Annotated in this window: 16 protein-coding genes; 9 read left to right on the top strand and 7 right to left on the bottom strand. The window is 35.5% G+C overall.

Annotated features, from left to right (window positions below):
* Positions 1-2: 2 nt before the first annotated feature.
* From AC2A1D_RS08355 to kduI, 7 genes are all read right to left on the bottom strand, one after another.
* Positions 3-1,466 carry a tagaturonate reductase gene (locus AC2A1D_RS08355; protein ID WP_484043174.1) on the bottom strand — a complete coding sequence of 488 codons (1,464 nt, stop codon included), beginning with the start codon at positions 1,464-1,466 and terminating at the stop codon, positions 3-5.
* A 79-nt stretch (positions 1,467-1,545) separates the two neighbouring features.
* Complete coding sequence (locus tag AC2A1D_RS08350; protein WP_484043173.1) at positions 1,546-2,982, bottom strand: MFS transporter; 1,437 nt, start codon at positions 2,980-2,982, stop codon at positions 1,546-1,548.
* A gap of 20 nt (positions 2,983-3,002) precedes the next feature.
* Positions 3,003-3,662: a beta/alpha barrel domain-containing protein gene (locus tag AC2A1D_RS08345; RefSeq protein ID WP_484043172.1), complete on the bottom strand. Its 660-nt coding sequence runs from the start codon at positions 3,660-3,662 to the stop codon at positions 3,003-3,005.
* Between the two features lie 206 nt (positions 3,663-3,868).
* Positions 3,869-4,873 (bottom strand): sugar kinase, encoded by a 1,005-nt coding sequence (locus tag AC2A1D_RS08340; RefSeq protein WP_484043171.1) that lies wholly within the window; start codon positions 4,871-4,873, stop codon positions 3,869-3,871.
* 271 nt (positions 4,874-5,144) lie between these two features.
* On the bottom strand, positions 5,145-6,542 hold the full coding sequence (gene uxaC, locus AC2A1D_RS08335; protein ID WP_484043170.1) for a glucuronate isomerase: 1,398 nt from the start codon (positions 6,540-6,542) through the stop codon (positions 5,145-5,147).
* An 18-nt stretch (positions 6,543-6,560) separates the two neighbouring features.
* Positions 6,561-7,343: a gluconate 5-dehydrogenase gene (locus AC2A1D_RS08330; RefSeq protein WP_484043169.1), complete on the bottom strand. Its 783-nt coding sequence runs from the start codon at positions 7,341-7,343 to the stop codon at positions 6,561-6,563.
* A 9-nt stretch (positions 7,344-7,352) separates the two neighbouring features.
* Positions 7,353-8,189, bottom strand: coding sequence for a 5-dehydro-4-deoxy-D-glucuronate isomerase (kduI, locus tag AC2A1D_RS08325; RefSeq protein WP_484043168.1), 837 nt, complete (start codon positions 8,187-8,189; stop codon positions 7,353-7,355).
* Positions 8,190-9,039: 850 nt separating this feature from the next.
* Between kduI and AC2A1D_RS08320 the strand changes: the two genes are divergently transcribed.
* The 9 genes from AC2A1D_RS08320 (at position 9,040) to AC2A1D_RS08280 (ending at position 24,118) form a co-directional block, all read left to right on the top strand.
* Positions 9,040-12,048: a SusC/RagA family TonB-linked outer membrane protein gene (locus AC2A1D_RS08320; RefSeq protein WP_484043167.1), complete on the top strand. Its 3,009-nt coding sequence runs from the start codon at positions 9,040-9,042 to the stop codon at positions 12,046-12,048.
* 13 nt (positions 12,049-12,061) lie between these two features.
* Positions 12,062-13,903 carry a RagB/SusD family nutrient uptake outer membrane protein gene (locus AC2A1D_RS08315; protein ID WP_484043166.1) on the top strand — a complete coding sequence of 614 codons (1,842 nt, stop codon included), beginning with the start codon at positions 12,062-12,064 and terminating at the stop codon, positions 13,901-13,903.
* An 82-nt stretch (positions 13,904-13,985) separates the two neighbouring features.
* Positions 13,986-15,005: a pectinesterase family protein gene (locus AC2A1D_RS08310; protein WP_484043165.1), complete on the top strand. Its 1,020-nt coding sequence runs from the start codon at positions 13,986-13,988 to the stop codon at positions 15,003-15,005.
* A gap of 23 nt (positions 15,006-15,028) precedes the next feature.
* Positions 15,029-16,444, top strand: coding sequence for a pectate lyase family protein (locus AC2A1D_RS08305; RefSeq protein WP_484043164.1), 1,416 nt, complete (start codon positions 15,029-15,031; stop codon positions 16,442-16,444).
* Positions 16,445-16,505: 61 nt separating this feature from the next.
* On the top strand, positions 16,506-17,765 hold the full coding sequence (locus tag AC2A1D_RS08300) for a glycoside hydrolase family 88/105 protein (protein WP_484043163.1): 1,260 nt from the start codon (positions 16,506-16,508) through the stop codon (positions 17,763-17,765).
* A gap of 206 nt (positions 17,766-17,971) precedes the next feature.
* The gene (locus tag AC2A1D_RS08295; RefSeq protein WP_484043162.1) at positions 17,972-19,612 is read left to right on the top strand and encodes a glycoside hydrolase family 43 protein; all 1,641 of its coding nucleotides are present in this window, start codon (positions 17,972-17,974) and stop codon (positions 19,610-19,612) included.
* A 561-nt stretch (positions 19,613-20,173) separates the two neighbouring features.
* The gene (locus AC2A1D_RS08290; RefSeq protein WP_484043161.1) at positions 20,174-21,835 is read left to right on the top strand and encodes a glycoside hydrolase family 28 protein; all 1,662 of its coding nucleotides are present in this window, start codon (positions 20,174-20,176) and stop codon (positions 21,833-21,835) included.
* Positions 21,836-21,992: 157 nt separating this feature from the next.
* On the top strand, positions 21,993-22,898 hold the full coding sequence (locus AC2A1D_RS08285) for an alpha/beta hydrolase (RefSeq protein WP_484043160.1): 906 nt from the start codon (positions 21,993-21,995) through the stop codon (positions 22,896-22,898).
* A gap of 257 nt (positions 22,899-23,155) precedes the next feature.
* Positions 23,156-24,118, top strand: coding sequence for a pectinesterase family protein (locus tag AC2A1D_RS08280; protein WP_484043159.1), 963 nt, complete (start codon positions 23,156-23,158; stop codon positions 24,116-24,118).
* The last annotated feature ends 218 nt before the right edge of the window (positions 24,119-24,336 follow it).

Genomic DNA, 24,336 nt, shown 5'->3' with positions numbered 1-24,336 from the left:
TCTTAAGAATTAAATTCTACAAAATTGTTAAACGCAGTTTTCATATCATTGTTGTCGATTTCGTACAATGCTTTTACCACTGCAGCTTTTAAACCTGGAACTTGGGTAAGGTCTGTATCCCAGAAAGAAGTTTCAGAAAGGGCCAATTCTGCTACTTTCTCGTAATCTTCGTTTGCCCAGATTTCTTTAAATTTAGCAATAATACCTTCTTCATCGTTCAAAGGAAGAGCTTTTTCGCCATAAGTTCCTTGGTAGAATCTTATCACACTCGCCAAAGAGAAGGTAAGATGAGTTGGCAATTTACCATTAGTTTCAACATAGGTTAATAAACTTGGTAAAACTCTTACTTTAAATTTAGACACAAAATATAAAGCGATACTTGCTAAATAATGTTTGATGAAAGGATTTCTGAAACGGTCGAAAACTTCTTCCGCGAAATTCTTCAATTCGCCCATATCTAAACCAAGCGTAGGATTTACTTCGTTGAAAATTGCTTCGCTTAGGAACGTTCCGATAAATTGATCTTCAATGGCTTCTTTTACCAATTCTTTTCCTGATAAAATTGCCGGAGCCAACATTAAGGTATGACCACCATTCAAGATTCTTACTTTTCTTAAACGATACGGCTGAATATCATCAACCACCAAAATCTGCTCGTTGATTTTATTGAAAGGGATTCTTTCATTTAAATTTCCGGCTTCCTGAATCACAAAAAGTAGGAAACACTCAGAAACCACCATCATTTTATCTTCGTAGTCCAATTGGTCTTCGTAAGATTCTGCATCATCTTTCGGATAACCCGGAACGATTCTGTCTACCAATGTATTGTGGAAATAATTCGATTGGTTAATCCATTGCACAAAAGCATCTTCTAAATTCCAAAGTTTTGCATATTTAATGATGATGTCTCTTAAAACAAAAGCGTTATCTTCAATTAATTCGCAAGGAATAATTCTTAAACCTTTATCTGCAGCACCATTGAAATGTTTGAATCTTTCATATAGTAAAACAGCCACTTTTGCAGGGAAATTTTTATGTGGACCTTGGTAAGACGTTTCGTTTTCGTCGTAAGCAATCCCAGTTTCTGTCGTATTTGAAAATACAAATTCTAACTCTTCTTCTTTTGCTAACGCTAAGAATTCATCATAATTTGCATAAGGATTTACCGATTTTTGAATCGCAGAAATCACCTGCTTATCATCATGAATCTCTCCTTTTTTAATCCCTCTTGTGAAAAGAGTGTACAAATTGTCTTGCTCTTCCATTTTCTGAATAGAGCCGTTTGGTGTTGCCTGTAAATTTACAATTCCACCCTTCCAATCTGTTTCTTTATTTAATTTATCAATCATGTAATCTGTGAATCCTCTCATAAAGTTTCCACCACCAAATTGTACAATTTTGATAGGAAGTTTTTCTTGAGAACCAATGAGTTCACGATTTAATTTTTGCTTTATCTGATTTTCCATCTTTTCTAATATTGCTGCGCTCGTTTTAATTCAAACCTTCAAGGTTTTTGAGACCTTGAAGGTTTAAGCCATATATTTTTTATTTAATCACTTTATATTTAGGAACTAAAGACTTCATTACTGCCCAAGCAATAAGATACGCAACAGCACAAATTGAAAATACAATAAAGTAACCTGCTTCTTTTCCTTCAAATCCCATAAATTTCATATTGGTATCTCCTGCATAAGTAAACAAAACCCCCGAACCTTTATTGATAAAGAAAGAGCCAATACCTCCTGCCATTCCGCCAATTCCGGTTACAGTTGCAATCGCTTTTCTTGGGAACATATCGCTCACCGTAGAAAAAATGTTTGCAGACCAAGCTTGATGCGCCGCACCTGCAATACCGATAATAATAACAGGTAACCAATAACTTGTATTCCCCAAAGGTTGAGCTAAAAGAGCTAATAATGGGAAAAATGCAAAAATCAGCATAGCTTTCATTCTTCCATCATAAGGGTTCATGCCTTTTTTAGAAACAAAGAAAGATGGAAGCCAACCTCCGATAATTGATAAAAGCGTAATCACATAAAGTATAAATAATGGGAAAGCACTTTCTGTACCGCTCATTTTGTAAATATCTTTCAAATAAGCCGGAGACCAGAAAAGATAAAACCACCAAACACCGTCTGTCATGAATTTACCAAAAGCAAAAGCCCAAGTTTGTTTATATTTAAGACATTCTGAGAAAGATAATTTACGTTCTGGAGTTGCTGTAGCTTCTGTTTCAGAAACTTCATTATCTTGCTGAATGTATGCTAATTCTTCTTTGTTAACTTTAGGGTGAGATTCAGGTTTTCCGTATAGAATAATCCAAAGTCCCATCCAAACAAATCCTAAAGCACCAATGATGATGAAAGACATTTCCCATCCGTAAGCTGCTGCAATATAAGGAATTGTAACTGGGGCAGCCAAAGCTCCAACTGTTGCACCTGCATTCCAAATACTGGTAGAGAAAGCTCTGTCTTTTTTAGGGAAAAACTCAGCTGTAGTTTTGATGGCTGCCGGGAAATTTCCTGCTTCACCTAATGCCAATACAAATCTTGCAAAAATGAATAAAGAAACACTTGTAGATAACACCAAACTTGCATTACCAAAAGTTTCTAAAGAATGTTTAGCTTCAGCAAAACTAAAAATCCACGTTCCTGTAAGAATTCCTGAAGTTGCAATACCGCAGAAAGCGTGAAGACAAGCTCCTAAAGACCAAATTCCGATAGCCCAAAGAAATCCTTTTTTAGTGTCCATCCAATCTACAAATCGGCCAGCGATAAGCATTGAACCTGCATAAAATAAAGAAAACAATGCGGTAATCGTTCCGTAATCACTATCTGTCCAATGAAATTCTGGCACAAAATAATCTTTCCAAGTAAGAGAAAGTACCTGCCTATCGAGATAATTAATTGTAGTTGCTATAAATAAAAGTGAACAGATTGTCCATCTAAAATTACTGGGGTTATTTAACTTAACCGAACTCATACTTTTTTAGAATTTATTTATTATTTTAAAGTTTGGATAATTTCCAATACTTTTTTAGTTTCATTTTCTATGGTTGCAAAATCTTTTGCCGCCATCAAATCTTTACTTACCAATTTACTTCCCATTCCCACTGCAGAAACTCCAGCTTTAAACCAGCTTTCGATACTTTCTTTCGTAGTATCTACTCCACCAGTCGGCATAAATTTAAGATTTGGGAAAACGTCTTTAATGGCACTCATAAAACCTGCACCTAAAGCATTTCCAGGGAATAATTTGATGAAAGTAACTCCTGCAGCTTCAGCAGTAATAATCTCAGTTGGCGTCATACAACCAGGGCTGTATAAAACGTCTTTCGGAATTAAAAATTCGGCAACTTCTGCTACAAAACCAGGGCTGATAAAGAAATCTGCTCCTACTTTGTAATATTCTTCTGCTTGTTGAAGGTTTTTAATTGTTCCGATTCCTAAAAGCATTTCTGGCATTTCCGCATTACGGATTTCTACCATTTTTGTAAAATTACTAAGTGCAGCTTCTCCACGGCTTGTATATTCTACCGCGCGAATTCCTGCATTGTAAAGTGATTTTAATATTTCTATGGTTACATTTTCGTCTGCATTGTAATACAGAGGTAAAATTCCCTGATTTACGATTGCATTGGTAACTGTTTGAATTTTTGTCATTTTGTTGAATTATCTTGTCTAAAAATAATTTTTAATGAGATGAAGTCTATCCTTTAGTGTGCTGTATATTTTTAACGCAAAGGGCGCAAAGATTTTTTTGACTACTAACTGTTTTTAAGTTCGCAAAGGCGTTTCACTCAGCAAAGAACACAACCTTATTTAGTTTAGGCTATTAACTTAATCAAAAGCTAATTATCAGAAGCCAACTATCTTTTAATTCTTCCGCCAGAATTTCCAGCCATTACTTCCAGAATATCTTCTGCGCTGCAATAGTTAATGTCTCCTAAAATGGTATGTTTAATAGCACAAGCTGCATTGGCAAAATGTACTACTTTTTCGTCGTCGAAGTTTTTTAAACCATAAATTAGACCTGCTGCAAAAGCATCTCCTGTTCCGATTCTGTCGACAACATTGTCAATTTCTAAAAATTTAGTTTCGAAATAATTTCCGTTTACCAAAGCTCTTCCTTGCGTTTGTTGAGAACTTGCAGTAACTCCAATTCTGATTTTATCAAAAATCTTATGAATAGAAGGACATTGCTTTTTCAACTCTTCGCAAGCTTCCAAGAAACCGTTTTTATCTGATAAAAACTGAGTTCCCAAAATTTCGTTGATTTCGTTAACACCTCCAATAAAAATTGTTGATAAAGAAACCAGTTCTTTCAAAACTTCGTTTCCGTTTTTGCCGTATTTCCAAAGGTTTGAACGATAAGCAGGGTCGGTTGTAATTTCGATTCCCATTGCTAAAGCGGTTTGTAAACCTTCTTTCAAACTTTCATAAGCAGATTCAGAAATTCCGGGGCTAATTCCTGTCCAGTGAAAATAATCACAACCTTCTAAAGCTTTTTTCCAGTCGATTTTCTCTGATTCGATGTTGGCGAAAGAACCGTTCAGTCTGTTGTAAGCAATTCTGCTCGCACGAACCGACGATCCTACTTCTAAAAAGTACAAACCAAGAGGATGCTCATTTTTAGAAATAAAATTGGTATCGATTCCGAAACTTTTAACAAAAGAAATTGCAGATTCTCCCACAAAATCATCAGAAACACAACTTACATGCTTTACCTCGCAACCCATTGTTGCCAAAGAAGAAGCTACATTCAGCTCGGTTCCGCCAAAGAAAAATTCCATTTCGTGGCTTTGCTTCATTGTTCTGTTTCCTGGAGGCGAAAGTCTCATGATGATTTCACCGAAAGTAAGTATTTTGCCCATAACTTTTAATTGACATCTTTTTTAACCACAAATCTTTAGATTCGACGAAGTCAAAAGTCATAAAAGATTTAAAGTTTAATATATTGATTATAAAAAGATCAAATAAGTTTACAGTTAAATAATCTTTTTATTTGAAAACTATTTTACACCATTAAGATAAATAAGTTTCAAAAATTTTTAAGTTTAAAAAACTTAATTTTCTTATTGGTTCAAATTCTATTTATAAACCTTCAAGGTTTTTGACACCTTGAAGGTTTGAAATTTGTTATGTTTAAAAATCAAAATAGTTTTTTGCGTTGTGATAGCAGATGTCGGAAATTGTTTTTCCGATAAGCTCCATATCATTTGGCAATTCACCATTTTTCATTTCTTCTCCGAATAAGTTACAAAGCACTCTTCTGAAGTATTCATGTCTCGGATAAGATAAGAAACTTCTTGAATCTGTTAACATTCCTACGAAACAGCTGATTAATCCCATGTTTGAAAGGGCATTCATCTGCTTAATCATCCCGTCTTTTTGATCCAAAAACCACCATCCAGAACCAAATTGTACTTTACCTTTCACACTTCCGTCGTTGAAATTCCCAATCATGGTTGCGAAAATTTCGTTGTCAGCAGGATTTAAGTTGTATAAAATCGTTTTGGTTAATTTATCTTTTCCGTCTAAAGCGTTTAATAATTTAGACAAAGTTTCTGCTTGAACGAAATCGCCGATAGAATCCCAACCCGTATCTGGACCTAAAATTCTGTGCATTCTTTCATTATTGTTTCTCAACGCTCCTAAGTGGAACTGCTGAACCCAGCCAAACTTATGGTAAGTTTCTCCTAAAAATAATAAAATTGCAGTTTTGAACTGGTTTACTTGCTTTTCAGCGATTACTTTTCCAGCCAATTTATCAGCAAAAATGTTTGCAACTTCTGCTTCTGAAGCTTCTTCGAAAGAAATATTGTTCAAGCCGTGGTCGCATAATCTGCATCCGTTTTCGTGGAAATATTCGATTCTTTTTAGCAAAGCATCGCACAAAGTTTGGTAAGAATTGATCTCGATTCCTGCAGATTCACCCAATTTCGCCATATAATCTCCGAAGTTGTGATTTTCGATCAAAATAGCTTTGTCTGGACGGAAAGCTGTACTTACTTTTACCTTCCAATCGCTTTTTGCTAAATCTTGGTGATAGTTCAAAATATCGATAGGATCTTCTGTTGTGCAAAGAGATTCAACATTCATCATCTCCAATAAACCTCTTGTAGATTTTTCTTGAGTTTGAAGTTGAGCGCTAATGTTTTCGTAGATTTCTGAAGCGTTGTTTTCGTTCAACAATTCATCGATTCCGAAATATCTTTTTAGCTCTAAATGCGTCCAATGATATAAAGGATTTCTTAATGTATAAGGAACGGTTTTAGCCCAAGCTTCGAATTTTTCTTTGTCTGAAGCGTCTCCGGTAATGAATTTTTCGTTCACTCCCATGGTACGCATTGCTCTCCATTTGTAGTGATCTCCTGCAATCCAAACTTTAGAGATATTTTCAAACACTGTATTTTCAGCAATATCTTTAGGAATCAAATGATTATGATAATCGATAATCGGCTGTTTTTCTGCGTAGTTGAAGTATAATTCTTCTGCGTATTTACTTTGAAGTAAAAAATTATCTGTAATAAAAGATTTCATTGTGGTTCAATTCTGGTGTTACTCGTTAGAAGGTTTTCCGATGGTTGCTAAAATCCCTCCATCTACGTAAATAATTTGTCCGTTGATGAATTTGCTAGCGTCTGAAGCCAAGAAAATAGCTGTTCCTGCAAGATCTTCAGGATTTCCCCATCTTCCTTCCGGAGTTCTGTTGATGATAAATTCGTTAAACGGATTTCCGTCTACTCGAATTGGTTCTGTTTGTGAAGTCGCAAAATATCCAGGACCGATTCCGTTCACTTGAATATTGTGTTTTGCCCATTCTGTTGCTAAGTTTTTAGTAAGCATTTTAAGACCGCCTTTTGCAGAAGCATACGCTACTACATTATCACGACCTAGCTCACTCATCATAGAGCAGATATTAATAATCTTACCAGATCTTCTCTTGATCATATATTTCCCAACTAATTTGGACATGATGAAAGGCCCTGTAAGATCTACATCGATTACTTTTCTAAAGTCTTCAACCTCCATTTCAAGCGCCGGAATTCTTTTAATAATACCCGCGTTGTTTACAAGGATGTCTATTTTCCCATGCGTAGCTTCCATTAAAGCAACTTTCTGTGCAGCTTCAAGCTCGTCTGTAACGTCAAAAATATATCCTGTCGCTTTGTACCCTTTAGAATGATAATATTCTAGCGCCTCTTCTAATTTTGACGGTGTCGTACTTGTAATTGCCAGTTCTGCACCTGCAGCGGCAAGACCTTCTGCCATTGCCATTCCTAACCCGTGAGTTCCGCCTGTAACAACAGCAACTTTACCGGATAAATCGAATAAATTCATGTGAAAAAATTACTTTAATTCGTTTGTTTTAACAGCGTCCATATCTCCATAATCCATATTTTCTCCAGCCATTCCCCAGATAAATGTATAGTTGGAAGTTCCAACTCCTGAGTGAATAGACCATTCTGGAGACAATACAGCTTCGTTATTTTTCATAAAGATATGACGAGTCTCGTGTGGTTGCCCTAAGAAATGGCTTACTGCTTGACCTTCTTCTAAATCGAAATAGAAATACGCTTCCATTCTACGGGTATGTGTGTGAGAAGGCATGGTGTTCCAAACACTTCCTTCGTGCAGCTCGGTCATCCCCATTTGTAACTGGCAAGTTTCTAAAACGCTGTTTACAATCAGTTTATTGATGGTACGTTTGTTTGCATATTTTACTTCGCCCAATTCTACAATTTCGGCTTCGTTTTTAGTAATTTTCTTTGTTGGATAAGAATGATGAGCCGGCGCAGAGTTGAAGTAGAACAAAGTTTGACCTTCATTTCCGTTTTCAAAAACTACATCTTTTGCTCCTTTACCGATGTATAAAGCTTCTTTATTTCCCAGGTCAAAAACTTCACCATCAACTGTTACTTTACCAGCAGCACCTACGTTGATGATTCCTAGTTCTCTTCTATCTAAAAAATTTTCAGCTTTCAGATCGTTTGTAGGTTCTAGTTTCAACGCTTTATTTACAGGCATTACACCACCTACGATCATTCTGTCGTACATGGTATAAACAATTTTAATTTGATCCTCAGTAAATAAATCATTAATTAGAAACTCCCTTCTTAAATCTTCCGTGGTGTATTTTTTAGCATCTTCCGGATGATGGGCGTAACGAAATTCTGATTTTGTCATATCTTATATTTTATTTTTCTGTAGGTTTTATAAACCTTTTTGATTTCTGTGTAATCGATTGCATAAAATTACACATTTTTTACGATAAAAATACTTGGGTTTAAATATAGAATTAAATTTCAAAGGGTTAACAAAAATTTAATATTTATTCATAAACATCCCAAAATCAACGAAATAAAATTAAAAAAAAGATAAGTTGGCTTAAATTTTTATAGAAAAAAAGATAAAAAAAATCCCCTAAAAGACAGTCAAACTATCAGATAAATATAAAATCGTGCCAATAAAAACATAAAGTAATAGCAAAGAAAACGACTATTTTATAATGATTCGTTCAGTAGATACCATTTACGGTTATTATATTTAAAAAATTCAACCGATCGCACAGATAAAAATGTGACAAAAATCATTTAATTTAACAAAAATTTAAAGCTTGATGCCAATTTTGGGAATTTTTACGATTCTTAAAACCGTAAAAAATGGCCTTAAAACTACCTTTAAAAATATTAAACACGGTGCTTTTTTAATTTTTTTTTAAATATGCTTAAATTTTTCACAAAACGAATAAAATACTATAAATCAACATTTTAATTTAATCTAACGAACAATTGTTCTTCATTTTTTTCTTCATTAAACATTTAAATTAATAAAAAAATAATCAAACTTTCTTTGTGTAATGAAAAATAATATTAGTTTAGAAGCCAAGAATTTCTATAATAAAAAATTACGCAATCGATTGCACATTTAGAAAACGTATTTTTTTTGAATTCTTTGCCACTTAACGATAGTAAATACTTACACACTCAAAAGATTAAAAAAAGAGCACACAGTAATAAAATTAAGAATACAGTACATGAATAAAAAAGTTCAACAAATTAAGTGGTTATATCTTTCCGCTTTTCTTTTGCCTGTACTTGCTATGGCGCAGGAGAAAGACAAAGGGAAAGAAACAAATATCGACGAAGTTGTTTTGGTAGGATATACAAAGGTTTCTAAAAAGGATGTTACCAATGCTGTAGCATCTGTAAAAGCCGAAACAATTAAAGACATGCCTTCTAACAGTGCTGCAGAAGCAATACAAGGGAGAATGGCGGGTGTACAAGTTGCACTAAGCGAAGGTTCTCCGGGAGCAGATGTTGATATTGTTATCCGTGGTGGTAACTCTATTACAGGGAGTAATGCACCTCTATACATTGTAGATGGTGTACAGATGGATAATGCACTTACCATTATTTCGCCAAAAGAAATTGAATCGATCGAAGTTCTTAAAGATGCATCATCTACCAATATTTTTGGATCTAGAGGTGCAAATGGTGTTGTTTTGATTACTACAAAAAGCGGTAAAAAAAGAGCAAAAACAAGCATTAATTACAATGGTTTTCTTGGGGTGAGAAAAATTCAGAACACGATTGATGTTTTGGATCCTTACCAATATGTTTTGTATCAATATGAACTTTATAACAAAGGAGGGGTACAAACTGATATTGATGCTTTTAACTCTAGATATGGTACGTTTGACCAACTTGGAAAATACAAAACAATAAAAGAAAGAGATTGGCAAGACGAAGTTTTTGGCAGAGAAGCCTTTAACTTTACTCATAATCTTTCTGTAAATGGAGGTTCTGAAAACTCTTCTTTCTCTCTTACTTTAAATAACGTGCAGGAAGACGGTATTATGATTAACTCGGGTTTCAAAAGAAACATGGCGAATTTTAAATACAGTTATGATATTTCTAAAAAACTTACTTTAGGATTCAACGCTCGTTACAGTAGACAGACAATCTTTGGGGTAGGTACTTCTGCATCTGGTTCGCAAGGAACCAACAGACTTAGAAACTCAATCAGATACCAACCTTTTGAGGGAGGTTCTACGGTAAATGTTGATGAATTTGACCCATTATTTGCAGACCAAACCAACCTGATAAACCCAGTTTTACTTGCAAACAGTGAAACAAGGGAAGCAGGCAGAAACGACTTACTCCTAAACGGTACTTTAGATTATAAAATCAGTAAAGACTTTACATTCCGAACTGTATTTGGGTATGTGCAAAGAGATGAACTAACCAACCAATTTGCAGGTACAGTTACGAGTGTAGCCAGACAAAACAACGATCAACCGGTTGTTTATTATAATACAGCACAATCTCGAAGAATTACCAATACCAATACTTTAAATTATAAAAAAACTTTTGGTAGTCATAAAATAGATTTACTTGCGGGTACAGAAATTGTAAAAACGGATGGAGAATCTTTGGCAATGACCATTAAATGGTTCCCTAAAAGTATAACAGCAGCAGAAGCTTTTGCAAATATTCAGGCGGCCGCACCACCAAATGGTTTAGTACAAGATGCTCCAAGAGCAGGTAGAGCACCTGATCGTTTGGCTTCTTATTTTGGTAGAGCCAATTATATTTACAAAAATAAATATATCCTAACTGCCTCTATGAGAGCGGATGGATCAAGTGTTTTTAAAGATGGTAATCGTTGGGGATATTTCCCTGCAGGATCTTTGGCTTGGAAAGTTTCTGAAGAAAACTTCTTAAAAGACAGCAAAGCTGTAAGTGAATTAAAGCTTCGTTTGGGATACGGACAATCTGGAAACAATAGAATTCAGTCTTTCCTTTACAACACTTTCTTCACAACTTCTGCAGATTACGGATACGCATTTGGTACCAATGTAACACCAGGTGCAACTACAGGAAACATTATGGCAAACAAAGATGTAACTTGGGAAAAAGCTACATCTAAAAATGCAGGTTTAGATTTTGGTTTCTTAAAAGGAAAAATTTATGGTACGGTAGATGTCTATCAAACAGATACAAAAGACCTTTTGCTTTTAGCTAAAATCCCACAAACATCTGGTTACGAATATCAGTATCAAAACTCTGGAAGCAGCCAAAATAAAGGGATTGAATTCTCTATAGGAAGTGCTATTATCGATAAAGAAAACTTTACTTGGAAGGTTGATGCAAATATTTCATCAAACAGAAATACCATTAAGAGCTTAGGATCCAATGCTTCTGCAAGTGCGAACTACTATTTACAACCTTCAGGATGGCAAAACAGCTTATTCGATTTCTTGGTACAAGTAGGAAAACCTGTAGGAACTTATTGGGGATACGTAACCGAAGGACGTTATGAAATTTCAGATTTCGACTATAACTCAACTACTCAAGTATATACTCTTAAAACAGGTATTGCGAGTTCTGCAGCAGTTGCCAATGGAGCAAGACCAGTACAGCCGGGAGATTTGAAGTTGAGAGATCTTAACAATGACGGTATTATTGATACAAAAGACCAAACAGACCTTGGTAATGCACAGCCAAAATTCTATGGTGGGTTTAACCAGACTTTCAGATATAAAAACTGGGATATGAGTTTATTCTTCAATTTCTCGGTTGGTAATAAAGTGTATAACGCCAATAAAATTGAATACAGTACTCAATATCTTTACAAAGACAACAATATGCTTGCAGAAGTTGCTAATAGATGGAGATGGTTTGATGATGCTGGTAACAAAGTAACAGACCCTACAGCTTTAGCTGCGCTGAACGCAAATACAACAGGTTGGACTCCTCCAGCGGGAGCTTACTTCTTGCATTCTTACGCTATTGAAGATGGTTCTTTCTTAAGATTAAATAACTTAACATTAGGATACAGTTTACCAAAAGGTTCTTTAGAGATGCTTGGTATTAAAAACTTTAGATTGTATGCTACCGTAAATAACTTATTTACGATTACTGGATATTCTGGGTTTGATCCTGAAGCCAATACAAGAAGAAATCCTCTTACTCCGGGTGTAGACTACTCTGCTTACCCAAGAAGTAGATTTATTCTATCTGGTGTTGATATTACTTTTTAAAAAAAATTAAATCATGAACAAAAATAAATTTTTAAGCATATTTTTCTCCGTAATAGGAGCTGCTACAGTCCTTAATTCGTGTAGTGATTATTTAGAGGTAGAAAGTCTTTCAAACACAGCAGAAGCTCAGCAGTTTGATTCGGCTTCCGATACTTTCTCAGCATTAGTAGGTGTGTACAACAGTACAATGGGAGATAACACGTATGGGCAAAGAATGAATCTTATCTTATCTCAGTCTGGAGATGAGTATAGAACTTCAGGAGATTATAATGCAAACGACAGAAGAGGTGTTAGTTGCTTTGGTGCAATCCCCACCAACACGGAACTTTTAAGACCTTTCTTAGATACTTATGCCGGAATTGAAAGAGCGAATTTGGTGATTAAAAATATCCCAATTTCCCCAGTGATGACTTCTGGTTCTGCCGCAGATAAAGCTTTGATGAACAGATATCTAGGTGAAGCGCTTACATTGAGAGCTCTTTTCTATTATGATCTTATTAAAAACTGGGGAGATGTGCCATTCCAAACAGTACCTTCATCAGATTTACCTTCGGTTTATTTACCTAAAACAGACAGAGATGTTATTTACGAAAAACTTTTAGAAGATTTGGCAACTGCCTCTACTCTAGTTCCTTGGAGATCTGAAGGCGGTACTACTGCACAAAGAATTTCTAAAGCAGCTGTAAAAGGTCTTAGAGCTAGAATTGCTTTAGCAAGAGCAGGTTGGTCGTTAAGAAGAAACCCTCAACAAATGATGCAGGGCTCAAATCCTCAGAAATATTATCAAATCGCTTACAATGAGTGTAAAGATATTATGAACTCTGGCCAACATGCATTAAATCCAAACTACGAAGGTATGTTTAGATCGCTTCACACCAATTCTCAAGATGCTACAAATGAAGTGATATACGCAATTGGGGCTTTTGGAGGAAACTCAAGAACAGACTCTAAAATTGGATATTACAACGGATTACGTCACGACGATACAGACTGGAAATCATCAGGAGGTATCAATGCAATCCCAGTTTACTTCTACGAATTCACAAAATACGATGTAAGAAGAGACGTAAATGTAGCTATCTTCAGAGTAAGTACCACAAAACAAGCAGATTTACAAACTGCTATTAACTGGAATGATGGTAAATTCAGAAAATCTTGGACAAGTATTACAGGTACTTCTCAAAACTTAGGAATTGACTGGCCTTTATTGAGATACGCAGATATTCTTCTGATGTTTGCGGAAGCAGATAATGAACTTAACGGAGCTCCTTCTCAGGAAGCAATCAACGCGGTTTTAGCGGTAAGACAAAGAGCTTACGTAGGAAATCTTACTCAGGTTGGAACTATCCCAACTACAAAAACAGCTTTCTTCAACTATATCGTAAAAGAAAGAATGCTAGAATTTGGCGGTGAAGGTCTTCGTAAATATGACTTGATTAGATGGAATCTTTTGGAAACAAAAATCAACGAAACAAGACAAAAACTTACAGATTTTATGAACGGAACAGGAGCTTATGCCAATGTACCACAATACATTTTCTATAAAAAACCTGCTTCTACCGTTGTAAACTACATCCCTTCTAAAACTGCACAAGCAAACGTTTTAGATATCGATCTTTATACAGCAACAGGAGTAGCAAAAGCAGATGTTTTCTACACTCCAAACCAAAGTGTAGCAACACCTTCTGGATACACAAAAGTAAACTGGAGATTGGCAATGACACAAGCTTACATCAGTGGCGATCCTGTAAAAAGCTATGCTTACTATTTCGAGCCTAACAAAAAAGAATTACTTCCTATCGCTTTAGATGTAATTAATTCTAACTACAATCTTACACAAGATTACGGATACTAGTAAAATACACATTCATATTAATTGATTTAATACAGACTTTCTCCTTCACCGGAGCGAGTCTGTATTTACTAATGAAAAAAATATGTCAGCTTACCTAACCAAATATTTTCTAAAGACTTTCTCTGCATTATTAATTCTTTTAAGTTTTCTTTCTTTCAAAACTTCCGATAAAACTATTGTGGTTTCGAAAGACGGAAAAGGTGATTTTAAAACTATTCAGGATGCGATTAATTCTGTAGAAAACAACAGTTCTACGCAGACAAAAATTATCATTAAACCCGGAACTTACCGCGAAAAAGTAACCGTTCCGCAAGAAAAAGGGGCAATTTATTTATTAGGCGAAAATCCTCAAAACACCATTCTGGTTTACGGAGATTATGCATCAAAGCCTAATTCTGAAGGCAAAAATATAGGAACTACAGGCTCTTCTACCCTATTTATTTTTTCAGACGATTTTACCGCAAAAAATATCACTTTCCAAAACGATGCAGGACCGGTAGGACAAGCAGTTGCAGTATTAACATCAGGAGACAGAATTGCTTTCGAAAACTGTAGATTTTTAGGGTTTCAAGATACTTTATACACAAAAGGAGCACAAGATGCTCCCGATAAAACTAAGGTTTCCAGAAACTATTTCAAAAACTGCTACATAGAAGGAACTACCGATTATATTTTCGGGGCAGGAACTGCCGTTTTCGAAAACTGTACCATTTATTCAAAGAAAAGTGCTTCTTACGTAACTGCTGCTTCAACCATTGAAGGAACCGAATTCGGATACGTATTCATTAACTGTACAATCACAGGAAACGCAGAGGCAAACTCAGTGTATTTAGGAAGACCTTGGAGACCATTTGCTCGTACAGTTTACATAAATTGTGCAATCGATTCCACAATAAAAAAAGAAGGATGGCACAATTGGTCTAAACCCGATGCAGAAAAAACTACTTTCTACGGCGAGTACAATTCTAAAGGAGATGGCGCAGATTCGTCAAAAAGAGTATCGTGGTCGCACCAACTTACAAAAGAAGAAGCAAAAAAATATACCGCAAAAAATATTTTAAAAGGAAAAGACAACTGGAACTTCTCAAAAAGCTTTAAATAAGATTCATCATTAATCTATGTAAAATGAATTTCTCTCCGAAACATATCATCTTTACCACCGGCGTTTTAGCAATGCTTTCATTCTCGGCTTCGGCACAAGAAAAAACCATTAGCTTTCCGGGAGCAGAAGGTTTCGGAAGATATACAACAGGAGGAAGAGGCGGCAAAGTTGTTTTCGTAACCAAAACTTCAGACGATGGTTCTGAAGGAACTTTAAGACACGCTCTTCAGCAAAAAGGTTCAAAATATATTGTTTTTAAAACGGCGGGAACTATTTACCTTGAATCTCCCTTAAAAATTACCGAAGGAAACGTTACGATTCTTGGGCAAACCGCTCCAGGAGACGGAATTACCATTGCTAACTACGAAACTTTTGTGGCGGCAGACAATGTTATCATTCGTTTTTTGAGATTCAGAATGGGAGACCAGAAAAAATATGAAGGAGATGCTTTTGGCGCAAGATTCATGAAAGATTTAATCGTGGATCATTGCTCGATGAGTTGGTCTACAGACGAAACGGTTTCTATATATGTAAACGAAAATACCACGCTTCAGTGGTGCGTTATCGCCGAAAGTTTAAGAAATTCTTTCCATCAAAAAGGTTCTCACGGATATGGAGGAATTGCCGGCGGAAAAAAAGCTTCGTTTCATCATAATCTTTACGCACATCACGACAGCAGAAATCCGAGATTGGGAGAATATGCAGGAAGTAAATTTGCTTTAACGGATTTAACTGATTTTAGAAACAACGTTATCTACAATTGGGGACACAATGATATTTACGGTGGTGAAGGTATGAACGTAAACATCGTAAATAATTACTACAAACCAGGACCGGCAACTTTAACACCTAAAAGAATTGTTTCCATCGACAAAAATCTAAAACCTGAAACTGAAGTTTACAACATTTGGGGAAAATATTACATCAACGGAAATATTTCTGAAGGCAATCCCGAAGTAAATGCCGACAACTGGGAAAAAGGTGTTTTCAACCAAATGATGCACTACTCGCTTACTGAAACAGATAAAAAAGCGATTAAAATTACTCAGCCACACGACATTCAAAACAATGTAAAAACAGATTCTCCTAAAGAAGCTTACGAAAAAATTTTACAAATTGGAGGTGCAAGTTTGATGAGAGATGCGGTAGATTTTCATGTTTTAAAAGATGTAAAAAGCGGAAGTTTCACCTATACCGGTTCAAAAGGAAGTAAAAACGGAATCATCGATTCTCAAAATGATGTTGGAGGTTTTCCAACTTTAAGACAAGGAAACAATCCAATAGATTCAGACAACGACGGAATGCCCGATGATTGGGAAATAAAAAACAATCTCGACCCTAAAAAAGCAAACGCCAATGGAAGAGATTTAGACAAAAACTACGATAATATAGAGGTTTACAGCCACAGTATTGTGCAGGACATTATCCGAAAACAATAATCGTATTTTAAAAAAAATTAAATTACAAACAGAAAAAGGTCAACTATAAAAATAAAAGAATATGAATTTCATAAACCATAAAATAAAGGTCTTAGCTTTTGCAGCTTTGGGTACAGGTATATTTTTGTCTTGTGCACAAACCAAACAGATATCTCCTTCAAAAACTTCGGCAACGGCTTCTCAGACTGGGAAAATGGTTCCTACCAATCTAAAATGGTCAGAAAGAATGATGCTTTCAGAAATGCACAGATTCCCGAAAGCTTGGATGCTAGATTTCAGCAAAAGCCCAAAATGGACCTATCCTTCAGCAATTGTTTTGGATGGTGCTGAAAAAATCTATCAAAAAACAGGTAAAAAAGAGTATTTAAACTACATTATTGGTTTTGGCGACGACCTTATTAAAGAAGACGGAACGATTGCAACCTACGAATTAGAGAAATACAACATCGATATGTTGAACAGCGGAAACGTTCTTTTATATCTTTATGAAACTCAGAAAAAAGAAAAATATCTGAAGGCGCTTCAAACACTTCGTTTGCAAATCGACGGTCAGCCAAGAACAAATGAAGGTTCTTTCTGGCATAAAAAAATCTATCCATACCAAGTTTGGCTGGATGGTTTGTACATGGGAATGCCTTTCTACACACATTATACGAAAGATTTCACAAAAGGAACTAATGCTACAAAAGCATACGACGATATTGTTTTTCAGTTTGATTCTGTTCAGAAAAACATGCTCGATAAAAAAACTGGTTTATTGTACCACGGTTGGGACGAAAGCAAGCAGCAAAAATGGGCAGACAAAGAAACTGGTTTATCTCCAAACTTCTGGGGAAGAGCGATGGGTTGGTACGGAATGGCAATGGTAGACGTTTTAGATTACCTTCCTAAAAATCATCCGGGAAGAGAAAGATTAATTTCTTACATAAAATCTTACGCCGATGCGGTGATTAAAGTTCAGGACAAAAAATCTGGCCTTTGGTATCAAATTTTAGACAAACCACTTACCAATGGAAACTACGAAGAAGCGACTGCTTCAGCGATGTTTGTGTACACCATCATTAAATCTGTAAATAACGGTTACCTTCCAAAATCTTACAAAGCAGCAGCTCAAAAAGGCTACGACGGAATTCTTAAAAACCTAATTACCGTAGACGAAAATGGCGTTGTAAACTTAAACAAATGTTGTGCAGTAGCTGGTTTAGGAGGAAATCCTTACAGAGATGGTTCTTACGATTACTACGTAAATGAAGAAATTCGTTCTAACGACGGAAAAGGAACAGGACCTTTCATTTTGGCAAGTTTAGAGTTTGAAAAATAGAAATTTGAACCATTAAGAGAATTAAAAAGTTAAGCACAACTTAACTATTCTAAACTTCTTAATTAAATCTTAATGGTAAAATTTAAAACATCAAACCTTTGCTGAGTATAAACTGAAGGTTTACGAATGTAGTTGTGCCTTTACGAAAGAAAAATATGCAGTAAGCCAAAGAAAACTTAGCTTCCTCTGCGTTAAAAACCGTATTTATGACAAACAAATTTTTAAATATACTTTCTCTCACCGCTTTTTCTGTAGCCTCACATTTTTTGAGTGCACAAGAAAAACCATACGTTTCTGAAGTTTGGGTTTCAGACCAAGGGAAAACCTACAAAAACCCTGTTCTGTACGCAGATTATTCAGATCCAGATGCAATTCGTGTTGGGGAAGATTATTACATGACCGCTTCCAGCTTCAACGAAGCTCCCGGTTTACCGATTCTTCATTCTAAAGATATGATTAATTGGAAATTGGTAAACTATGCCATCCAAGACGTTTTACCGAAAGAACATTTTTCAGTTCCAAGAAGAGGAGACGCAGTTTGGGCTCCAAGTATCCGCTTCCATAAAGGTGAGTTTTACATTTATTGGGGCGACCCAGATTACGGAATTTACATGGTAAAAACCAAAGACCCACTTGGGAAATGGGACGAACCTGTTTTGGTAATGGAAGGAAAAGGGTTAATTGATTCTTGTCCGTTTTGGGACGAAGATGGAAACACTTATCTCGTTCACGGTTGGGCAGGAAGTCGCGCCGGAGTAAAAAGTTTGCTTTCCATCAACAAAATGAATCCTGAAGGAACCAAAGTTTTAGATAAAGGCGTTCATGTTTTCGACGGTCACGATGCACATCCTACTGTTGAAGGTCCTAAAATGTACAAAAGAAACGGCTATTACTACATTTTTGCACCTGCAGGTGGCGTTGCCACAGGTTGGCAATTGGTATTAAGGTCTAAAAATATTTATGGCCCTTACGAGCAAAAAGTAGTTTTGGAACAGGGAAAAACTAAAATCAACGGGCCACATCAAGGAGCTTGGGTAGATACACCTTCTGGAGAAGATTGGTTCTATCATTTTCAGGATGTAGATGCGGGTGGAAGAATTGTGCATTTACAACCCATGAAGTGGGAAAAAGATTGGCCGGTAATGGGAATCGACAACGATAAAAATGGAATTGGCGAACCTGTTTTAACCTACAAAAAGCCAAACGTTGGTAAAACTTATCCTACAGAAACTCCTGCAGAAACAGATGAATTTGATGGCGAAAAACTAGGTCTTCAATGGCAATGGAGTGCGAATGAAAATATCGTTTGGTCTTCAAAGCTTCCCGGACAAAAATTCTTAAGATTATTCTCCATGAAAATGGCAGAAAATGATAAAAATCTTTGGAATGTTCCGAATCTTTTAACTCAAAAATTCCCTGCACCTAATTTTGTGGCTTCAACGAAAGTCAAATTAACTCCAGAAGACGCAAAAGAGGGTAAAACAGCAGGTTTATTGGTGATGGGAATGGACCATGCATCGATTGTAATTACTAATAAAGTTGATGGATATTATGTTCAGCTAAGAAAAGCAGAAAAGGCTGAAAAAGGTGGTGAAGAAAAGATTTTATTTGAATCTAAATTAAAATCCAACGAAGCTTATTTTAAAGTAAACGTAAACGAACCGAACGGAATTTGCCAATTCAGTTACAGCGAAAACGGAAAAAACTTTATAAAAATTGGTGATACTTTCCAGGCAAAACCAGGAAAATGGATTGGTGCTAAAGTAGGTTTATATTCTGTAAGCACGCAAAAAGCAAACCGCGGTGGTTATGCAGATTTTGAGTATTTCAGAATAACAAAAGATTAAAAATCCTTCCACAGATTGTACAGATTTTCGCAGATGATTGCGCATATATTTAAAGATAATTTTAAATAAAATCTGTGAAAATCGGTGAAGTAAACGGGAGATAAAAAAACAACAAAAAAAGGCTCTTCGACGATTTTGATGGATACATTCATTTAAATTGACTCCGGAAACGGAGGCGTTAAAAATTTTTGTAAAAATTCCGTTAAAAAATCTCCACTGTTTGAGTGGCGGCAAAAATACTCTTAAAAAGAAAAATTTTTCTTTCCGCCCGAGTTTTGGAGATTTTAGGAAGTTTTTCAAAAATTTAGCCGAGTTTCCAAGTCTTGAATTTTTGGTTCTTTTGTTTCAAGACAAAAGAACAAAGAATAAAAATAAACAATGAATGTTAAAATTTAAAATCTATAATTTAACGAAGAACCAAAGAAATTTTTATATAGTTTCATTTTTATTCAGTGTTTTGCTGTTGTCGCAATACCAATTCACAATGCAATATTTAACGACGATGGCAAAACCTGATAAAATGAGCAAAACAGTAAATAAGAATATAAAGAATATAATTACATGAAGAAGTCATTTAAAATCGTAAGTCTTGCAGCTGCAATGCTGCTTTCGAGCCAGATTTACGCTCAAAATACAGATATTTATAAAGGGATAGAATTTAGTATGTCTAAAGTGGCAGAAACTTCTTTTCCAGCCAATACAGTTTCAATTAAAGATTTTGGAGGTGTTGCAGACGGAAGAACAAAAAATACAGAAGCTTTCAAAAAAGCTATCGATGCTTTAGTTAAAAAAGGAGGCGGTAAATTGGTTGTTCCAAGAGGTATGTGGTACACTGGGCCAATAGTTTTGCAAAGCAACATCAACCTTCATGTGGAAGATGGCGCGATGATTATTTTCAGTACAGACAAAACCGATTATCCTTTGGTAGATGTAAGTTTTGAAGGTTTAGAAACCATTCGTTGCCAGTCTCCAATTTCAGCAAGAAATGCAAAAAACATCGCCATTACAGGTAAAGGGGTCATTGATGGAAGCGGCGACGCATGGAGAGCAGTAAAAAAATCGAAACTTTCTGAAGTTGAATGGAAAAAATTTATCGCATCTGGCGGACTTTTATCTAAAGACGGAAAAACGTGGTTCCCTTCTGAAAGCTATAAAAAAGGATTTGAAGCAAGTACCAACTTCAATGTTCCAGATAAAATTTCAAAATCTGAGCTGGAAACGGTAAGAGATTTCCTTCGCCCAGTAATGGTAAGTATTGTAGGTTGTGACCAAGTTCTTTTGGATGGGCCAACTTTCCAGAATTCTCCAGCGTGGAATCTTCATCCGTTAATGACTTCCAACTTAATTTTAAGAAACCTTACGGTAAGAAATCCTTGGTATTCTCAAAACGGAGATGGGGTAGATTTAGAATCTTGCAAAAATGTTTTAATCTACGACAATACTTTTGATGTAGGTGATGATGCAATTTGCATTAAATCTGGAAAAGATGCCGATGGAAGAAAAAGAGGAATGCCTACAGAAAATGTAATCATCAAAAACAACATGGTTTACCACGGTCATGGCGGTTTTGTAATTGGTAGCGAAATGTCTGGTGGAGCAAGAAATCTGCATGTTTCAGACTGTACTTTCATTGGGACAGATATTGGTTTACGTTTCAAAACAACTCGTGGAAGAGGGGGTGTTGTAGAAAATATTTACATCAAAAATATTGATATGATCAACATTCCTACGCAGGTAATTGGGTTCAACATGTTCTACGAAGGCGCTTCGCCGGTTTTGGAAGAAGGTCAAAAAGAAGAAGGCAACAAAGCACCAGAAAAAGTGTATCCTGTAACGGAAGAAACGCCTGTTTTCAGAAATATTTACTTTAAAAATATCATGGCTTCTAATTCGGATGAAGCGATTACCTTATTCGGTTTAGCAGAAATGAACCTTAAAAATATTGTAATTGAAGATTCAAAATTCGAAACTAAAAAAGGAATTAGCATTGTAGATGCAGACGGAATTCAGTTTAAAAATGTAGATGTAAAATATCAAACAGGAACTGGAACGGCAATTTACAACAGTAAAAATATTGACCTTTCTGGTTTGAAATTACAAGCTGAGCAAAAGCCAACCATCAAGGTTTTAGGAAGCAAAACTACAGCGGTAAAACTTCCGAAAGATGTAAAAACAGACCAAATTACCATTGCGAAAGACGTTGCAAAGAATGCAGTGAAGTAATATTTGAGGTAAGTGATTCGAGATACGAGATCCGTAATTCGAGCGCACAAGAGAGTTTTAATTTCTCAACTGATGTAATCTTACTATTTTTCAAAGCATTAAACTTAAAACTGCACAATTGCTTTTGTGATTTTTGCGGTTAAAATTTAATTAAAAAATGAGTTTTTATAAACTATATTTTCTTTTTGTTTTTTTTATAGGAGCAAGCGCATTCGGTCAAGCCAAGCGACCGAATGCTACTCCTTATACCAACGAAGGAACCTACGAAAAATTTAAAAAGAAATACCCATTCATCACTCCGCTCAACAGACCTGTTCCCATGAACATTATCGTTGAAAAAGATGTAGAATACGCCAACGTAAACGGAATTTCCCTAAAAGCCGACATTTACTATCCAAAAGATCAGACTAAAAAATATCCTGGTGTAGCTTTGGTTCATGGTGGCGGTTGGATTTCCGGAAGTAAGGAAAACGAAAAATTCATGGCTCAGGAATTGGCTTCCAAAGGCTATGTTGCCATTGCAGTTGGGTACAGATTGAGTGATGTAGCAAAATATCCGGCAGCAAATCATGATGTAGAAAATGCCATTGCTTTTTTGAAGAAAAACAAGAAAAAATATTCTTTAAATCCTAAAAAAATAGCTGTTCTTGGTGAATCTGCAGGAGCACAAATCGCAACTTTAGTTGGTGTTCAGCCAAAAAATAAAATAAAAGCGATAGTAAATGTAGACGGAATTGTTTCTTTCATTCATCCAGAAGCGGAAGAAAGTACATACGCCGCCTATTGGCTTGATGGCGACCGTGATGTAAATTTAAAAAATTGGACAGAAGCTTCACCTCTTGAATATGTAGGAAAAAAAACACCTCCTACTCTATTCATCAATTCTTCTCAGCCTCGTTTTCATGCAGGAAGAGACGACATGATGAAAATCTTGAAAAGCCATCATATCTTTACAGAATATCACGAAATAAAAGACACACCCCATTCTTTTTGGTCTGCAGAACCTTGGTTCACAGAAACATTGAATTTAACGGTGGATTTTTTAGATAAAACGTTCAAGTAAATTGAGGCAGAGGTTTAGGTTAAACATTTATTTAAATTGGCTTAGGAGTTTGGAACGTTAAGAAAATTTCAAATAAAACCGTTAAGAAATTCCCACTGTTTGAGTGCGGCAAAAATTATCTTAACAAATGAAATTTTGAATCCGCACGAGTTTGGGAATTTTAGGATTTATTTTAAATTTTTAGTGGAAAAATCCAGCCTTGAATTTTTGGTTCTTTTGTTTTAAGACAAAAGAACATCAAAATCAAATTATTTTTTATGAAAAAATTACTTTTAATACTCTTCATTTCCATCACCAATTTTTTATTGGCTGGAACTGATCCATACATTACTGTTACGGTTGCTCAAGACGGAAGCGGGCAATTTACTTCCATTCAGAAAGCCATCAATTCGCTCAGAGATTTTGGTCCTGGAGAAGCTTTAGTAAAAATAAAAGCAGGAACGTATCACGAAAAAATTACTATTCCGACATCTAAGCAAAAAATTACACTTCAAGGCGAAAATAAAGAAAATACTATCATTACAAACGATGATTATTCGGGGAAAATGGATGCTCAAAATCAAAAAATGACGACTTTCAACTCGTACACACTTTTGATTACGGCAGATGATATTAAGATTTCAGATATTACGATTCAAAATACATCTTGCAACCAAGGACAAGCGGTTTCTCTTCATGTGGAAGGTGACCGTTTCATCATTAAAAATTCAAAAATTTTAGGTTGCCAAGACACAGTTTACACGGCAGACAGCCACAGCAGACAGTATTTTGAAAACTGCTACATCGAAGGAACTACAGATTTCCTTTTTGGCTCTGCAACCGTTGTTTTTAAAAACTGTACCATAAAAAGTTTAGCCAATTCTTTCATTACTGCAGCTTCTACAGACCAATCGCAGAAATTCGGTTATGTATTTTTCGATTGTAAATTAATCGCAAAAGAAGGCATCAACAAAGTATATTTAGGAAGACCTTGGAGACCTTATGCACAAACGGTTTTCATTAATACAGAAATGGGAAATCATATTGTAGCAGAAGGTTGGAACCCTTGGAAAGGCGATAAAATGTTTCCTGAAAAAGAAAAAACTGCCTATTACGCAGAATACGGCAGCAAAGGTGAAGGTGGAAAAACTGAGCAACGTGTTACTTGGTCGCACCAACTTACCAAAAAAGAAGCAAAAAAATACACGCTTAATAATATTTTCGGTGATTGGAAACCTTAAATATGGGTAATCAGTAATGGGTAATCATATAGATAATCGACATAGGAAAATGTAGCGTTAAGAAAATTTTAATTCTATCCGTTAAAAAATTTCCACTGTTTGAGTGGCGGCAAAAATATTATTTGTGTTTTCTAGTCGTGCTTTCCGCCCGAGTTTTGGAAATTTTAGGATTTAATTTAAATTTTTAGCGGAAATTTCCAAGTCTTGAATTTTTGTTT

The organism is Chryseobacterium sp. HNCC26DJ239, assembly GCF_057180445.1.
Note: the sequence above shows the minus strand (reverse complement) of the source record. Positions and strands in the feature narration are given on the sequence as shown.

Excerpts from the sequence above, each read along its gene's own strand:
- AC2A1D_RS08355 (WP_484043174.1), bottom strand. The coding sequence starts at position 1,466 with ATGGAAAATCAGATAAAGCAAAAATTAAATCGTGAACTCATTGGTTCT.
- AC2A1D_RS08350 (WP_484043173.1), bottom strand. The coding sequence starts at position 2,982 with ATGAGTTCGGTTAAGTTAAATAACCCCAGTAATTTTAGATGGACAATC.
- AC2A1D_RS08345 (WP_484043172.1), bottom strand. The coding sequence starts at position 3,662 with ATGACAAAAATTCAAACAGTTACCAATGCAATCGTAAATCAGGGAATT.
- AC2A1D_RS08340 (WP_484043171.1), bottom strand. The coding sequence starts at position 4,873 with ATGGGCAAAATACTTACTTTCGGTGAAATCATCATGAGACTTTCGCCT.
- uxaC (WP_484043170.1), bottom strand. The coding sequence starts at position 6,542 with ATGAAATCTTTTATTACAGATAATTTTTTACTTCAAAGTAAATACGCA.
- AC2A1D_RS08330 (WP_484043169.1), bottom strand. The coding sequence starts at position 7,343 with ATGAATTTATTCGATTTATCCGGTAAAGTTGCTGTTGTTACAGGCGGA.
- kduI (WP_484043168.1), bottom strand. The coding sequence starts at position 8,189 with ATGACAAAATCAGAATTTCGTTACGCCCATCATCCGGAAGATGCTAAA.
- AC2A1D_RS08320 (WP_484043167.1), top strand. The coding sequence starts at position 9,040 with ATGAATAAAAAAGTTCAACAAATTAAGTGGTTATATCTTTCCGCTTTT.
- AC2A1D_RS08315 (WP_484043166.1), top strand. The coding sequence starts at position 12,062 with ATGAACAAAAATAAATTTTTAAGCATATTTTTCTCCGTAATAGGAGCT.
- AC2A1D_RS08310 (WP_484043165.1), top strand. The coding sequence starts at position 13,986 with ATGTCAGCTTACCTAACCAAATATTTTCTAAAGACTTTCTCTGCATTA.
- AC2A1D_RS08305 (WP_484043164.1), top strand. The coding sequence starts at position 15,029 with ATGAATTTCTCTCCGAAACATATCATCTTTACCACCGGCGTTTTAGCA.
- AC2A1D_RS08300 (WP_484043163.1), top strand. The coding sequence starts at position 16,506 with ATGAATTTCATAAACCATAAAATAAAGGTCTTAGCTTTTGCAGCTTTG.
- AC2A1D_RS08295 (WP_484043162.1), top strand. The coding sequence starts at position 17,972 with ATGACAAACAAATTTTTAAATATACTTTCTCTCACCGCTTTTTCTGTA.
- AC2A1D_RS08290 (WP_484043161.1), top strand. The coding sequence starts at position 20,174 with ATGAAGAAGTCATTTAAAATCGTAAGTCTTGCAGCTGCAATGCTGCTT.
- AC2A1D_RS08285 (WP_484043160.1), top strand. The coding sequence starts at position 21,993 with ATGAGTTTTTATAAACTATATTTTCTTTTTGTTTTTTTTATAGGAGCA.
- AC2A1D_RS08280 (WP_484043159.1), top strand. The coding sequence starts at position 23,156 with ATGAAAAAATTACTTTTAATACTCTTCATTTCCATCACCAATTTTTTA.